This is a genomic window from Paraburkholderia gardini, assembly GCF_907164575.1.
GTDB classification, from domain to species: domain Bacteria; phylum Pseudomonadota; class Gammaproteobacteria; order Burkholderiales; family Burkholderiaceae; genus Paraburkholderia; species Paraburkholderia gardini.
Window position 1 is genome coordinate 38,378 of the sequence record NZ_CAJQYY010000005.1, and the last position, 13,558, is coordinate 51,935.

The 13,558-nt window shown below is 63.7% G+C and carries 12 protein-coding genes; 5 read left to right on the top strand and 7 right to left on the bottom strand.

Annotation, left to right across the window (positions count from 1 at the left end; translation table 11 throughout):
- The first annotated feature begins 93 nt into the window (after positions 1 to 93).
- The 3 genes from argA to proP all read left to right on the top strand — a co-directional run bounded on the left by argA (position 94) and on the right by proP (position 3,968).
- Positions 94 to 1,473, top strand: a complete 1,380-nt coding sequence (gene argA, locus LPA34_RS05535) for an amino-acid N-acetyltransferase (protein ID WP_228975786.1) — start codon at positions 94 to 96, stop codon at positions 1,471 to 1,473.
- Between the two features lie 52 nt (positions 1,474 to 1,525).
- A complete protein-coding gene (locus LPA34_RS05540) occupies positions 1,526 to 1,801 on the top strand; it encodes an oxidative damage protection protein (RefSeq protein WP_228975788.1) in 276 nt (91 codons plus the stop codon).
- Between the two features lie 697 nt (positions 1,802 to 2,498).
- Entirely contained in the window at positions 2,499 to 3,968 is a 1,470-nt protein-coding gene (proP, locus tag LPA34_RS05545) for a glycine betaine/L-proline transporter ProP (RefSeq protein ID WP_228975790.1), read from the top strand.
- A 94-nt stretch (positions 3,969 to 4,062) separates the two neighbouring features.
- On the opposite strand, the gene LPA34_RS05550 is transcribed toward proP, so the two are convergent.
- From LPA34_RS05550 to LPA34_RS05565, 4 genes are all read right to left on the bottom strand, one after another.
- A complete protein-coding gene (locus tag LPA34_RS05550) occupies positions 4,063 to 4,539 on the bottom strand; it encodes a metallophosphoesterase family protein (RefSeq protein WP_228975792.1) in 477 nt (158 codons plus the stop codon).
- A gap of 6 nt (positions 4,540 to 4,545) precedes the next feature.
- Positions 4,546 to 5,454, bottom strand: a complete 909-nt coding sequence (locus tag LPA34_RS05555) for a hypothetical protein (protein WP_228975795.1) — start codon at positions 5,452 to 5,454, stop codon at positions 4,546 to 4,548.
- A 270-nt stretch (positions 5,455 to 5,724) separates the two neighbouring features.
- Entirely contained in the window at positions 5,725 to 6,666 is a 942-nt protein-coding gene (locus tag LPA34_RS05560) for a hypothetical protein (RefSeq protein WP_407672462.1), read from the bottom strand.
- A 426-nt stretch (positions 6,667 to 7,092) separates the two neighbouring features.
- Entirely contained in the window at positions 7,093 to 7,785 is a 693-nt protein-coding gene (locus tag LPA34_RS05565) for a hypothetical protein (protein ID WP_228975798.1), read from the bottom strand.
- Between LPA34_RS05565 and LPA34_RS05570 the strand changes: the two genes are divergently transcribed.
- Positions 7,784 to 8,443, top strand: coding sequence for a response regulator (locus LPA34_RS05570; protein ID WP_228975800.1), 660 nt, complete (start codon positions 7,784 to 7,786; stop codon positions 8,441 to 8,443). The genes LPA34_RS05565 and LPA34_RS05570 overlap by 2 nt on opposite strands.
- Positions 8,440 to 9,843 (top strand): ATP-binding protein, encoded by a 1,404-nt coding sequence (locus LPA34_RS05575; protein WP_228975802.1) that lies wholly within the window; start codon positions 8,440 to 8,442, stop codon positions 9,841 to 9,843. The genes LPA34_RS05570 and LPA34_RS05575 overlap by 4 nt, the downstream gene beginning before the upstream one ends.
- On the opposite strand, the gene LPA34_RS05580 is transcribed toward LPA34_RS05575, so the two are convergent.
- The 3 genes from LPA34_RS05580 to hpnJ are packed head-to-tail and all read right to left on the bottom strand — an operon-like array spanning position 9,825 to position 13,499.
- Positions 9,825 to 10,856, bottom strand: a complete 1,032-nt coding sequence (locus tag LPA34_RS05580) for a lysylphosphatidylglycerol synthase domain-containing protein (protein ID WP_228976091.1) — start codon at positions 10,854 to 10,856, stop codon at positions 9,825 to 9,827. The two genes, LPA34_RS05575 and LPA34_RS05580, sit on opposite strands and share 19 nt — an antisense overlap.
- 34 nt (positions 10,857 to 10,890) lie before the next feature.
- Positions 10,891 to 12,072: a bacteriohopanetetrol glucosamine biosynthesis glycosyltransferase HpnI gene (gene hpnI / locus LPA34_RS05585; RefSeq protein WP_228976094.1), complete on the bottom strand. Its 1,182-nt coding sequence runs from the start codon at positions 12,070 to 12,072 to the stop codon at positions 10,891 to 10,893.
- A 5-nt stretch (positions 12,073 to 12,077) separates the two neighbouring features.
- Positions 12,078 to 13,499 carry a hopanoid biosynthesis associated radical SAM protein HpnJ gene (gene hpnJ, locus LPA34_RS05590; protein ID WP_228975805.1) on the bottom strand — a complete coding sequence of 474 codons (1,422 nt, stop codon included), beginning with the start codon at positions 13,497 to 13,499 and terminating at the stop codon, positions 12,078 to 12,080.
- Positions 13,500 to 13,558 lie beyond the last annotated feature (59 nt).

Sequence of the window (13,558 nt, forward strand, 5' to 3'; positions counted from 1 at the left end):
GCTCGCCTCGCCCGCCCTCGGGCTTGTGATTCGCATTCACCGCAGTGGGACTTTTGGGTACGTTCGACATGGGGGCGCATTATAATCCCGGGCATGAATTCCCAAACCGACCTCGTCCCCACGCCCGCGAGCGTTCCGGCTTCGTCCGGCACCGCGGAAGACATCGCCCACCACGCGCAGTTCGTCGACTGGATGCGCTCGGTCGCGCCGTACATTCACGCGTTCCGCAACAAGACGTTCGTCGTCGGGTTCGGCGGCGAGGTGGTGCATCAGGGTCTTCTGAACGCGCTCGTGTCCGATATCGCGCTGCTGCAGGCGATGGGCATCCAGATCGTGCTCGTCCATGGTTCGCGACCGCAGGTCGAGGAGCAGATGAGCCTGCATGGCGTCGAGTCGGAGTTTTCGCACGGCATGCGCATCACCGATGCCCGCGCGCTCGAATCCGCGAAGGAAGCCGCCGGCGAAGTGCGTCTCGATATCGAGGCGGCGATCAGCCAGGGCCTGCCGAACACGCCGATGGCGCATGCGCACATCAGCGTCGTGTCGGGCAACTTCGTGACGGCGCGGCCAGTCGGCATTCTGGACGGCGTCGATTTCGCGCACACGGGCGTGGTGCGCAAGATCGACGCGGATTCGATCCGTCATTCGCTCGCGAGCCGCAAGCTCGTGCTGCTCTCGCCGCTTGGCTTCTCGCCCACCGGCGAGGCGTTCAACCTGAACATGGAAGACGTGGCTTCGGCGGCGGCGATCGCGCTGCGCGCCGACAAGATCGTGTTCCTGACCGAAACGGCCGGCCTGATGGATGAAGAAGGCGCGCTCATCCGCGAACTCTCGCTCGACGACGCCTACAAGCTGCACGAAAGCGGCGAGCTGCAGGGCGACGAGGCGTTCTACCTGAAACATTCGATCCGCGCGTGCCGCGGCGGCGTCGCGCGGGCGCACATCGTGCCCTACGCGCTCGACGGCAGCCTGCTGCTCGAACTGTTCCTGCACGACGGCGTAGGCACGATGATCTCGTACGAGAACCTCGAAAGCCTGCGCGAAGCGACGCCGGACGACGTCGGCGGCATTCTGACGCTGATCGAGCCGCTCGAGTCAGACGGCACGCTGGTGCGGCGCGGCCGCCACCAGATCGAACGCGATATCGATCATTTCTCGGTCATCGAGCACGATGGCGTGCTGTTCGGCTGCGCGGCGCTGTACCCGTATCCGCAGGAGCGCATCGGCGAAATGGCGTGCCTGACGGTGTCGCCGGAAGCGCAAGGCTCGGGCGACGGCGAACGGCTCCTCAAGCGCATCGAGCAGCGCGCACGCGCACGCGGCCTGACGCGCATTTTCGTGCTGACCACCCGCACCGAACACTGGTTCCTGAAGCGCGGCTTCGTGAAGGTCACGGTCGACGACCTGCCTGAAGACCGTCGCCGGCTCTATAACTGGCAGCGCAAGTCGCTCGTGCTGATGAAACAGCTCTGAACGGCCCAGACAAGGCGACTGCCGCCCCACACTGATACAGGAGAAACACAGCATGGCTCGTATGGTTCAATGCGCGAAGCTCGGCAAGGAAGCCGAAGGCCTCGATTTTCCGCCGCTGCCGGGCGAACTCGGCAAGCGCATCTATGAAGGTATTTCGAAGGAAGCGTGGCAGGCGTGGCTCAAGCACCAGACCATGCTGATCAACGAAAACCGCCTGAATATGGCCGATCCGCGCGCCCGCCAGTACCTGATGAAGCAGACGGAGAAGTTTTTCTTCGGCGAAGGCGCCGATCAGGCCGCTGGCTACGTGCCGCCGCCGCAAGGCTGATTTCCGCCATCCTCGAGAAAAATCCGCGCGCTGCGCGGATTTTTTTTTGCCCGATAGCGATACTTTTCGCCGGGTTTTCACTCTGTCGGCGAGCAGGAATTCACCCGCTTACGCTGCTCATCGCCCCCGCTTTCAGGCCGCTTTTTCATTCCCGCACAATCCGCCCGATCGCCCGCCAGGCGTGGGATCGAGCAAGGTCAGGCAGCCCCCGGCCGGCCGCCGCGTTTGCGTGATCCGCCGTCATCATGCTACTATGTGCCTCGTTTCAACAGCAATCCACCATCATTCGCGTTCAATTCACAACCGGTCAACCTGTGTCGAACAGGAGTCAGCCGGTCGGGGTTGAATAGTTTTTATACAAGAAGGCTTGTCGGTCGCATCGCACTTCCCTTACGGAGTCGCGATAAATCACCGGCCTTTTTCGTTTCAAGCCTTTCAGTGGCGCGGGCGGGCAACCTGTCCTGTTCAGCGTCCTCATGCATCTGCCCCCCTTCAACGGCCACGCAGGTGCAACAGTCAGCAGCAACTCGAACGAGTGCAATTTCGCGACCACCCTCGCGAGGCACGGGCGTTTCTTTTTCCGCCCGTGTGCGGTCTGTGGACCCACGGCGAGAAAACGTTTTCGCGAAACTGCACTTTTCCGGCAACCGTGGCGGATCGCTCATGCGTTTCAGCCGCAGTCATTGGAGTATCAACCTTGACCGCTTCCAGCAACGGCTTCTGGCGACATCACAAAAAAGAAGACAGCCTGACCCTCGACGACATCACGATCGTCGACAAATCCCTTCTCAAGCGTGCCGTCGGCGCCATGGCGCTCGGCAACGCGATGGAATGGTTCGACTTCGGCGTGTACAGCTACATCGCCGTCACGCTCGGCAAGGTGTTCTTCCCGTCGAGCAGCCCCTCCGCCCAGTTGATCGCCACGTTCGGCACGTTCGCGGCCGCGTTCCTCGTGCGCCCGATCGGCGGCATGGTGTTCGGCCCACTGGGTGACCGCATCGGCCGTCAACGTGTGCTCGCGATGACGATGATCATGATGGCGCTCGGCACGTTCGCCATCGGCCTGATTCCCAGCTACACGTCGATCGGCATCTTCGCGCCGGTGCTGCTGCTCGTCGCGCGTCTCGTGCAGGGTTTCTCGACCGGCGGCGAATACGGTGGCGCGGCGACCTTCATCGCGGAGTTCTCGACCGATCGCAGACGCGGCTTCATGGGCAGCTTCCTCGAATTCGGCACGCTGATCGGCTATGTGCTCGGCGCGGGCACGGTGGCCGTGCTGAGCGCGACGCTCTCGCAGGACGCGCTGCTTTCGTGGGGCTGGCGTGTGCCGTTCCTGATCGCGGGGCCGCTGGGTCTGGTGGGTCTGTACATCCGGATGAAGCTCGAAGAAACGCCTGCATTCAAAAAGCAGGCCGAGCAGCGTGAAGCCGAGGACAAGGCCGCGCCGAAGCAGTCGCTGCGCGATCTGCTCGCGCAGCACTGGAAACCGCTCCTGCTGTGCGTCGGCCTCGTGCTGATTTTCAACGTGACCGACTACATGGCGCTGTCGTATCTGCCGAGCTATCTGTCCGCGACGCTCAACTTCAACGAAACACACGGTCTCTTTCTCGTGCTGGTCGTGATGGTGCTGATGATGCCGATGACGCTGTATGCCGGCCGTCTGTCGGACCGTGTCGGCCGCAAGCCGGTGATGCTGGCGGGCTGCGTGGGCCTGTTGCTGCTGTCGATCCCGTCGCTGCTGCTGATCCGTACCGGCGCGATGCTGCCGGTGTTCCTCGGCCTGCTGATTCTGGGTACGCTGCTGTCGTGCTTCACGGGCGTGATGCCGTCGGCGCTGCCGGCGCTCTTCCCGACGAAGATCCGCTATGGCGCGCTCGCCATCGGCTTCAACATTTCGGTGTCGCTCTTCGGCGGCACGACGCCGCTCGTCACGGCGTGGCTCGTGAACTCGACCGGCAACCTGATGATGCCGGCGTACTACCTGATGGGCGCATCGCTGATCGGGATCGTGTCGGTGCTGGCGCTGCGCGAGACCGCACGCAAGCCGCTCCTCGGCTCGGGTCCGTGCGTGGCGACACGCGCCGAAGCGCACGCGGTGCTGCGCGGCGAACGCGAAGCCGCCGAAATGGACGAAGCCTATGCATCGGCCGCAACGGCACGCGCTTGATGTAGTCAGGTGCCTGGGTGCGGCGTTCGGGTAACGTCAGCACCTGTGCGTTCTTTATCGCTTCACGGGAAAAGCCAGCTTCGTGCTGGCTTTTTCATTCGATCAGCCGATGCAGCGAAGCCTCCGCATGCGCGCCGTCGATCAGCAGGATCGCTGCCGTGACGGGCAATCTGAACCGTCGCGGACCGGCGCTGCCGGGATTGAGGTACAGCACGCCATCGCGGGTATCGATCAGCGGCTTGTGGGAATGACCGGTGATCACAACGCCGATCCCGTCCTCGCGCGGATCGCTTTTTATGTCCGCGATATCGTGCACGACGAGGATCTTCGTTTGCTGCACGGTCACGATCTCGCGCGTGCGCAGCGACGCCGCCCAGCCACCGGTATCGTTGTTGCCGCGCACCGCGCTGACAGGCGCGATCCGCGCAAGCGCATCCAGCACCGGTTGTCCGCAGATGTCGCCCGCGTGGATGATCACCTCGCAGCCGGCCAGATGCGCGAGCGCTTCAGGACGCACCAGATTGTGCGTGTCGGAAATCACGCCAATGCGCGATGGTGTTTGCATTTTCATTGCGAGCTATCGTGCGGAAGCATTGGGCCACGTCAGCGTGAAATGCACGCCGCCGCGTGAAGGCACATAAAGCTCGCGGGCACGCGTCATGCCGTCGACCGTGGCCAGCACCCGATAGTGCCCTGACGGCAGCCGCGCGAAAAGATATGGGCCTTCCGTGTGCGTCGAAAGCATGACCGTACCATCGGCACGCGACACCTGCACCGCGACGCCGGACAGATACTCGCCGTTTCGAAGCGTGAACGTCGCGCGCATGTTGTAGCTCGACGCGAGCTGGCGCAGCGCGGCGGCCTCGTCCTCGCCCACTCCGCCTGTCACGAAGTCGATTCCGTGATCGCGCCCAGCGGGCAATCCGCCGTGCGCCGCGTCCGGAATCGCTGCAACGGCAGCAGCAGATGCGTTCGCCGTCGTGGGCACGGGCGCTTCGGGCCGCGATCGCGGCTGTGCAGGTTCATCGCGAACCGGGGCGGGTGCCATGGACGCTACGGGCGTTGATCGCGAGGTACTCCCGACAGCAACCTCACGCGATGGCGCCGCCGGCGTCTGGGTCGCCGCGGGTGCGGAATGCGACGCGGCGCCGGGTGCGCATCCGAGGCCTGGAATGCTGTCTTTCGAACGCCCCGACGCGCGGGGCTCACGCCCGTCCAGCAGCCACGAGGGCAACGCGACCGCCTGCACGCTGGCGCGCGGCGTCAGCGTATCGCGCAGACGCGCGAAAACGGCCAGCCGTGCGGCCGGCGTCGTCGCGCGCTGCATCTGCGCACAAAAATCGACGCGTTCGTCGTCGCTCAGAAGCTGGGAGGGAACCGCATCGGGCGTCCGCTGCGCGCGCGCCGCGAACACCGCCGTCGTCGCGACGCACAGCGCGACAAGCACGACGGTCCCCGACAGACGCAAACGCAATATGCTGGACATGAGGAACCTCCGGGTCGATCCCGGCCACGCAACGGCGACCGGTTCCGGGCGCCTCTGTTCATACGAAATCCTGATCTGGACGGGCAACGGCAGTGGCGTCGTTCTTGCGCGGGAACCGGCAGGCAGGGATACCCATTCAGTGTAGCAAGCCAGTAACGAGCACCCGCCGCAGCCGGAAATAACGATAACCCCACGCACCTGACGAGGCCAGCGCGGCCGGAATCGCTCATCAAGGGCGTCATGCGCGTGAGCCACACCCTTGCCGCGCCGCTACTGCGCCGTCTGCTGGCGCTGGTATTCGTTGTTCTTCATCTGAAGATAGTCGTCGCGATCCACTTCGTGAAGCTGCCGCGGATATTGTTCGGTGGCATCGAACCACGTCGTGAGACGCTGCTGCAGACGCGCGCCCGCAGGCGCCTGCAACGCGCCGAGATACGCGTCGATCGCGAGGTAGTAGCGCATCGTGTTGCGCTCGAGCAGGCCGCGCACGCCGCCGATATATTCCGGTTGCCCCGATGACGCATCGTTCACCGTCGTGAAGCCGACCTTGTCGCTGCCGATGGTCGACAGATACGTCTTCATCGCAAGGCGTCCCGCGACGCCATAGCCATAGGCGTAAGTCAGATGCAGGAACGTACGGTTACCGCTGAGCGGAATCGCCTCCAGCACGATCCGGTAATTCTTCGTGCTGAGCGGGCCTGTATCCGCATTCAGTTCGACACGGAAATAATCGGCGCTGGTCACCGCGGAGCGGTAGTTGAACTGCACGCGGTAAGTCGACGACAGCTTCTCTTCCACCTTCTTGCCGAGGTTCACGCTGAGCTGCGCGGTGCCATTGTGTGTCGCGGCATGACAGTACTTCACGTTCAGATGCAGGATCAGCACGTCGCACCAGTTGGCCGGACCATTCGCCGGGTCGTTCAGCGCGCCGTTCACGGTCGCGAACGGATAGTCGACGACAGCGTAAATGTCGCCCTTGAGGTTCGTCGGCGATTCCGACGAATCCATATAAAGCTGCCGGTGAAACGGATTGTGTTCGAGTTGCTGCGTCAGGCTCTGAAACCTGTTGCGAAGCGTCGCGGCGTTGTCGGTACCCTGGGCAAACAACGTGTGACCGGGCATTCCCGCCAGCAGACAAACCACGAGGATTGCCAGCGATAGCCACCCTGCACGCGCGCGGCAAGCGGTCCGGCTTTGAGTCAGCACGTGCATGTTTCGTCTCCAGTCGTTTGTGTTTTCTTTAGCGGACGCAGTGTCGCGCCTGAACTGTCCGGTCATTCAGCCGGGCCGCCTTGCAAACCGTATGGATCATGTGCAGGCCGGTCGGGCTGACCATTTTGCCTGACAGCACTCGCAGACGCGAATGCCTGCCATTTATAGACTTACATAGACTGACGATATGCCGCGACTTCGCCCAACGTGGCCGTCGTTCCGCATTATCCGGAACGCGTCGATTTTCTGTCGGGGAAGAGGGATTCGCGCCGCGTCGCTCGACACCGCGATGGACCGGCATCGCAAGTGGCGCTACATGGACGGGCTGATGGAGGGATGCAGCACGGCGTCAGCTTTGCGCACCTGGCCGGTGTGGCTGCTACACCAGTTCGAAAGTCAGACGTATCGAAAAACCACGGATCCGGTTCAGCGGCGAAACGCGCTACCGCCCGCCTTCGCGTGGCACGGCTGGCGTTGTACCACCTCGAACGGCCTGCCGCTCATGCGCAGATGCAGGATCACCAGCCTGCGCAGCGGGCAGTTCGACGCCACCGACACCACACCGCCCAGCGCGCTCGCCGTGCGATACGTCGCGTGATGGCTGTGCAGCGCACGGCTGAACGACATCGAGGCAACCTGCCGAGTGAGCAGCACACTCGTGACGACACACCCCAGCGCGAGCACCCTGAACGGCACGGATTCGAGCGACGCCTCGGAGACGTCGAAGAAGAGCGACGCCAGCGCGATGACCTGAAAGCACATCGCGGCGAGCGATGCGGTCAGCAGATGGGCACGCAGCATGTCGACGACGGCTGGCTTCATGACGGGACCGGGTGATTTATCCAGAACGACATCGGTGGGAAAATCAGCAACAAAACGCGTGCCTTGACGCTGGCGCATTTCACCTGCTGCCGATAGTACCGATCCAACCTGAAGGAAACCTGAAGCAGCGATTGCAAGGAAAACGCGTGCAAGGCAGCGTAATATGCCTTCGGCAAAGCTGTCGTCGCGATACTGCGCGACATTGCGATTCACATCCGGCAATCGTGAATTCGCAATCCGCGAAACGACAGGCATGCGCCGCACCATCGCGACACCTGAAACGGATATTTTTCTCATGCGTGTGCTCCTTGTTGAAGACGACGACCTGATCGGCTGCGGTGTCGAAGCAGGCCTTCGTCAGGCGGGTTTCACCGTCGACTGGGCGCGGGACGGACACAAGGCCGATCTCGCCCTTTCCACCACCGATTACGCACTCGTCATTCTCGACCTCGGCCTGCCGCGAATTTCCGGCACGGAAGTGCTGCGGCGCCTGCGCACAGCCGGCAAGGACGTGCCCGTGCTCGTGCTGACCGCGAAAGGCACGGTCGCCGATCGCGTGGACGGCCTCGACGCCGGTGCCGACGACTATCTCGGCAAGCCCTTCGATCTCGCTGAACTCATCGCGCGCTGCCGTGCGCTGCTGCGGCGCGCGCAGGGCCGCAGCGTCGAGTTGATCCGTCACGGCGACCTCACCGTCGACCCGGCCGCGCGCACTGCCGCGCTCGATGGAACCCGTGTACCGCTGACGTCGCGCGAATGGGCGATCCTGCATCAGCTGGTCACGAATCCCGGCGTGCCGCAATCGCGCTCGCGGCTCGAAGAAAGCCTCTATGGCTGGCAGGAAGAAGTCGAGAGCAACGCGATCGAAGTGCACATCTCGAACCTGCGCAAGAAGCTCGGCGCGACGCTGATCACGACCGTGCGCGGGATCGGTTACGTCGTGGAGAAACCATGATCCTGGGGTCGATCCGCCGTCGCCTGATGCTGCTCGTGCTGACCAGCATCGCGCTCGTCTGGAGCATCGCGCTCGTGTCGAGCTACCAGCAGGCCAGCGACGAAGTCAGCGACTGGGAAAACGCCCGCCTCGCCGAACTCGCGCAGATTCTCGCGTTGCTCGACCAGCAGAACCTGGTCACGCTCGCCAACGCGCGTATCGATGTGCGTGAAGAAGAAAAAGGCGGCGACCCTGGCGCGAGCGACGACGATGACGACGACACGCTGCCGCGCGACGCGCTCTTCCAGGTGCGCGACGCCGACAACCGCGTGCTGGCCGCGAGCCCGCAACTCGTCGCGCTGCACGCCGCCGATCTGCCCGTGCCGCCCACGAGCGGCGCCCGCACGATGGTGCTCGGCGGCCAGTCGTGGCACACGTTCACGCTGCGCAACACCACGCTCGGTCACAGCGTGCGCGTATTCGAGCCGGCCAATACACGCAGCGATCTCGTAAGCGGTGTCGCGCGGCGCATCGCGCGACCGATCGTCATCGCACTGCCGGTGCTCGCGCTCTTCGTCTGGTTCAGCATCGGCTTTAGCATGGCACCGCTCAAGATATTGTCGAAAGCGATCCGCGCGCGCGATATCCACAAGCTCGAGCCGATCGACATGGGCCGCGCGCCGACCGAGGTGCGCCCGCTCGTCGACGCGATCAATCATGTGCTCTCGCGCCTGCGGCATTCGATCGAACGCGAGCGCGCCTTCACCGCCGACGCCGCCCACGAACTCAAGACACCGCTCGCCGCCATCAAGGTTCAGGCGCAGGTCGCGCTGGGCGAATCCGACCCGGCGCTGCAACGGCTGGCGATGCAGCGCGTCGTGCAGGGCGTCGATCGCAGCGCGCGGCTCGCGGAGCAGTTGCTGCTGCTCGCGCGGCTCGACGAACACGAAAAGTTGAGCACGTCGCCGCTGCAGGCGGGCGTCGTCGCGCGCGATGCGGTACTTGCGAACGAACAGAACGCACTGCAAAAGAACATGACCGTCGCGCTGACCGGTGACCTGCAGGCGGAGATCACCGCGGAACCCGTGCTGATCGGCATTCTGCTCGACAACCTGATCGACAACTCGATCAAGTACGGTCGCGCAGGCGGTGCAATCGAAGTGGCCGTGCGCCGCGAATCGCGACGCGTGTTGCTGACCGTGCGCGATGACGGACCCGGCGTCGCGCACGGCGATCTTGCGAATCTGACGAACCGTTTTTTCAGGGCGAAAGGAAACGAGGCGAACGGCAGCGGACTCGGGTTGTCGATCGTTGCGCGGATCGTCGAGCACTTCGATGCACGGCTGACGTTCGGCACCGGTATCGGCAATCGCGGGCTGGCGACAGAGATTTCGTTTCCCGCTTACGAACCGGTAGCCTGACGGTCCGGGGCGTTGCGTCGCGATGCCGGCGGCCATGCCGTCGCGCGCGCTTCACGCGTCGATTCGGCGAACTGCCACGCAACGAGCCCGGGAATGAAAATCAGCAGATCGCGGAGGCGGCGCGCGCCCGCGAGCGCGAGGCACGTTGCCGGATCGAGGCCGAGTGCGCCGCCGATCAGGATAAAGCCGCCCTCCTGCACGCCGAGACCGCCCGGCACGAAGAACGCTGCGCTGCTCACGGCCTGGATCAGCGATTCGATCACGACTGCTTCGGTGAAACTCACCGGCGCGTGCAGAAAATACAGCGCGATCCAGATTTCCAGCGAAGTCGCGATGCACTGCAGCGGCTGCCAGAAGAAGAGATAACGCAGCACGGTCGCTCGCCTGCGCCAGATGTGTTTGATCGTACGGTCGATCCGCGCGGATTCGCCCGTCAGCGCGGCGAGCTTGCCGCTCGTCACGCGATTGAGCACGCGCGTGATCCGCTCGAACGGGCTCGCGTGCTGCACCATCGCGAACAACACGAGTAACGGCGCGAGCACGACGACGCCCCATGCCAGATCACCTGCCAGCCGCAACGTGCCCGACTGCGCATGCGCGAACAGAAAACCGATGCCGACCATCGTGAACATCAACTGGCTGATGACGGTGAGCTGCATGTCGACGACAAGGCTCGCCACCGCGACCGGCGATTTCACGCCCCAGCGCCGCAGCATCCGGAACGACACGATTTCGCCGCCCACGCGCGCAACCGGCAACATGCTGTTCACCGATTCGCGTACCCAGACGAGACGCAGCATGTGCGTGAAACGCGGACGCCGCGTGCCGCGAATCAGCGTCTGCCAGTCACGCGCATTGGCGAGCATCGGCAGCACGTGAGCGAGCGCGGCGAGCACGAGACCGGCACCCGCCTCGCGCATCAATCCGAGAACCGCGGCAGGATGTTCCCGATACACGAGCGCAAGCGAGATCACGAGACCGATGAGCGCCGTAATCCGGCCCAGATGCTTCATCAGCGACGCGCGTTTTACAGTCGACAGAGTGTCGTCATTCATCCTGAACCGGCGACAGCATTCCATCGCCGTCCACATTGAAGCTGAAACCACGCCAGATCACGCGTGAGGAAAAAAAGCTCGCCACGAAGATCGCGAATGCCACCACGTCCCACGCCGGCAGCAACCACAGGTCACGCGAGCGCTGTTCGAGCGCGTGATCGACCAACAACTGAAGCGCCATGCGTGCCACCACGGATGCCGCCACGCCAGCCCACGCCCACGTCGCGCCACCCGAAAACGCCACGCCCAGCAGCGCGAACGCGAGCGGATGCATGAGCGCTGAGCCGAGATGGCCGAGCGGCTCGACACGACGTATCGTACGACTCCAGCGCAGTTCGTGTGCAACGAGTTTTGCCGCGCTGGTCTCGACGCACGCGTGCGAGACAGTGAACGGCGGAACCGCCACCCGCTCGCCGAGCATGCGCACCGCTTCGCCGATCGCGTGATCTTCCGCGAGATGATGGACGAACGGCGCGAAGCCACCGATTTTTTCGAGCGTATCGCGGCGCATCGCGATGGTCTGCCCGAAGCACGGCCGCGCGAGACCGAGCGCGAGACCGGTGACGACGCCAGGCAGAAACTGGTAATTGGTGGCTCTCGCGGACAGACGCGGCCAGAAGCCGGGATCGGGCGCGCCGCGATAGGCGCACGTGACAAGACCCACGCCCGGCTTCTGCAACTCGCCGATCACCTGACGCAGATACGTCGGCTCGACGCCGACATCGCTATCGGCGAACACAAGCACATCATGCCGCGCATGCGGCAGCATGTTGAGGATGTTGCTCATCTTGCGGTTCGGGCCGTGCAGGCGCGCATCCGCGATCACACCGATATCCGCCCCGGGATGCGCGCGACGCAACGTGTCGAGCACGCTCAACGCGGGGTCGGCGGGATCGTGCACGCCAAACAGGAACTGCACCTCGCCCGGATAATCCTGCACGCAAAAGCTCGCGAGATTGCCGGACAACGCCCATTCATTGCCATGCAGCGGCTTGACGATCGTCACCGGCGGAAAGCTGGCCGGCTCCGCGCCCGGGCGTCTGAAGAAACGACCGCTCAGCATCGCCGCCAGCAGCGTGTAGCCGATACCGAACAGCGCGCACGCACCGCACGCGAAGGCCAGCGCAACGAGCAGCAGATGCAGCGCGTGCGCCGGACCGTCGGGCCCGAGCAGCGCGCTCACGCTTCGTGTGCGCGCAGGAACCGGAAGAATTCGACGCCTTCGCGCAACCGGCGCTTCATCATCTCCCAGCTCATCAGCATTTCGCGGACGATTTCCCAGATCTTCGAGGGACGGAAATAGAAGCGCTTGTAGAAGCGTTCCAGTTGGTGATAGATCTCGTCGCGCGACAGATGCGGATAGCCGATCGCGGCCACCTGCACGCCTTCCTTGCTGACGAGATTGATCACCTTGTTCTCTTCGAGCCAGCCGTTTTCGACGGCCTGGTTGTAGAGCGTCGTACCCGGATAAGGCGCGGCGAGCGACACCTGGATCGTGTGCGGATTGATTTCCTTCGCGTACTCGATTGTTTTTTCGATCGTCTCCTGGGTCTCGCCAGGCAGACCGAGAATGAACGTACCGTGAATCTTGATGCCGAGCTTGCGGCAATCGTCGCTAAAGCGACGTGCGATGTCCGTGCGCAGACCTTTCTTGATGTTGAGCAGGATCTGGTCGTCGCCGGATTCATAGCCCACGAGCAGCAGACGCAGCCCGTTTTCCTTCATGATCTTCAGCGTCGTGTACGGCACGTTGGCCTTTGCGTTGCACGACCACGTCACGCCCAGCTTGCCGAGCCCGCGTGCGATTTCCTCGACGCGCGGCTTGAAGTCCGTGAACGTGTCGTCGTCGAACATGATCTCCTTGACCTCGGGCATGTTGTCGCGAATCCACTTCACTTCTTCCAGCACGTTCTCGACGGAACGCGTGCGGTAGCGGTGGCCGCCCACCGTCTGCGGCCACAGGCAGAACGTACACTTCGAACGGCAGCCGCGGCCCGTGTAGATCGACACGTACGGATGCTTCAGATAGCCGATGAAATAGTTTTCGATCCTGAGATCGCGTTTATATACCGGCGCGACAAACGGCAACTCGTCCATGTTTTCCAGAATCGGACGCGGCGCGTTGTGCTCGATCGAGCCGTCGCTGGCACGATAGCTAAGCCCGGAAATCTCCGCAAACGGCTTGCCTTCAGCGACTTCCTGACACGTGAAGTCGAATTCCTCGCGACAGACGAAGTCGATCGCTTCCGTCGCGGTCAGCGAATTGTGCGGATCGACCGCCACCTTCGCGCCCACCATGCCGATCAATACAGCTGGCTTGCGCTTCTTCAGGTCTTCGGCGAACAGCGCGTCGGTCGGGAACGACGGCGTGCTGGTGTGAATGATGACGAGGTCGTATTGCTGCGCGATATCGAGCGTTGCGTCGACCGACAGCCCGTCGGCGGGTGCGTCGAGCACGCGGCTGTCGGCGATCAGCGCGGCAGGCTGTGCAAGCCACGTCGGATACCAGAACGAGCGGATCTCCCGTCTGGCCTGATAGCGCGAACCCGCGCCTCCGTCGAAACCGTCGTAGGACGGCGCCTGCAAGAACAGCGTCTTCATGGATACTCCGGCAAGCGCGCGTGACCGTGCGCGCCGCCAGTCCGTTGGCCGGGCGCGTG

Coding starts and splice junctions, on each gene's coding strand:
- argA (WP_228975786.1), top strand. CDS start 94: ATGAATTCCCAAACCGACCTCGTCCCCACGCCCGCGAGCGTTCCGGCT.
- LPA34_RS05540 (WP_228975788.1), top strand. CDS start 1,526: ATGGCTCGTATGGTTCAATGCGCGAAGCTCGGCAAGGAAGCCGAAGGC.
- LPA34_RS05550 (WP_228975792.1), bottom strand. CDS start 4,539: ATGAAAATGCAAACACCATCGCGCATTGGCGTGATTTCCGACACGCAC.
- LPA34_RS05555 (WP_228975795.1), bottom strand. CDS start 5,454: ATGTCCAGCATATTGCGTTTGCGTCTGTCGGGGACCGTCGTGCTTGTC.
- LPA34_RS05560 (WP_407672462.1), bottom strand. CDS start 6,666: ATGCACGTGCTGACTCAAAGCCGGACCGCTTGCCGCGCGCGTGCAGGG.
- LPA34_RS05570 (WP_228975800.1), top strand. CDS start 7,784: ATGCGTGTGCTCCTTGTTGAAGACGACGACCTGATCGGCTGCGGTGTC.
- LPA34_RS05565 (WP_228975798.1), bottom strand. CDS start 7,785: ATGAGAAAAATATCCGTTTCAGGTGTCGCGATGGTGCGGCGCATGCCT.
- LPA34_RS05575 (WP_228975802.1), top strand. CDS start 8,440: ATGATCCTGGGGTCGATCCGCCGTCGCCTGATGCTGCTCGTGCTGACC.
- LPA34_RS05580 (WP_228976091.1), bottom strand. CDS start 10,856: ATGAAGCATCTGGGCCGGATTACGGCGCTCATCGGTCTCGTGATCTCG.
- hpnJ (WP_228975805.1), bottom strand. CDS start 13,499: ATGAAGACGCTGTTCTTGCAGGCGCCGTCCTACGACGGTTTCGACGGA.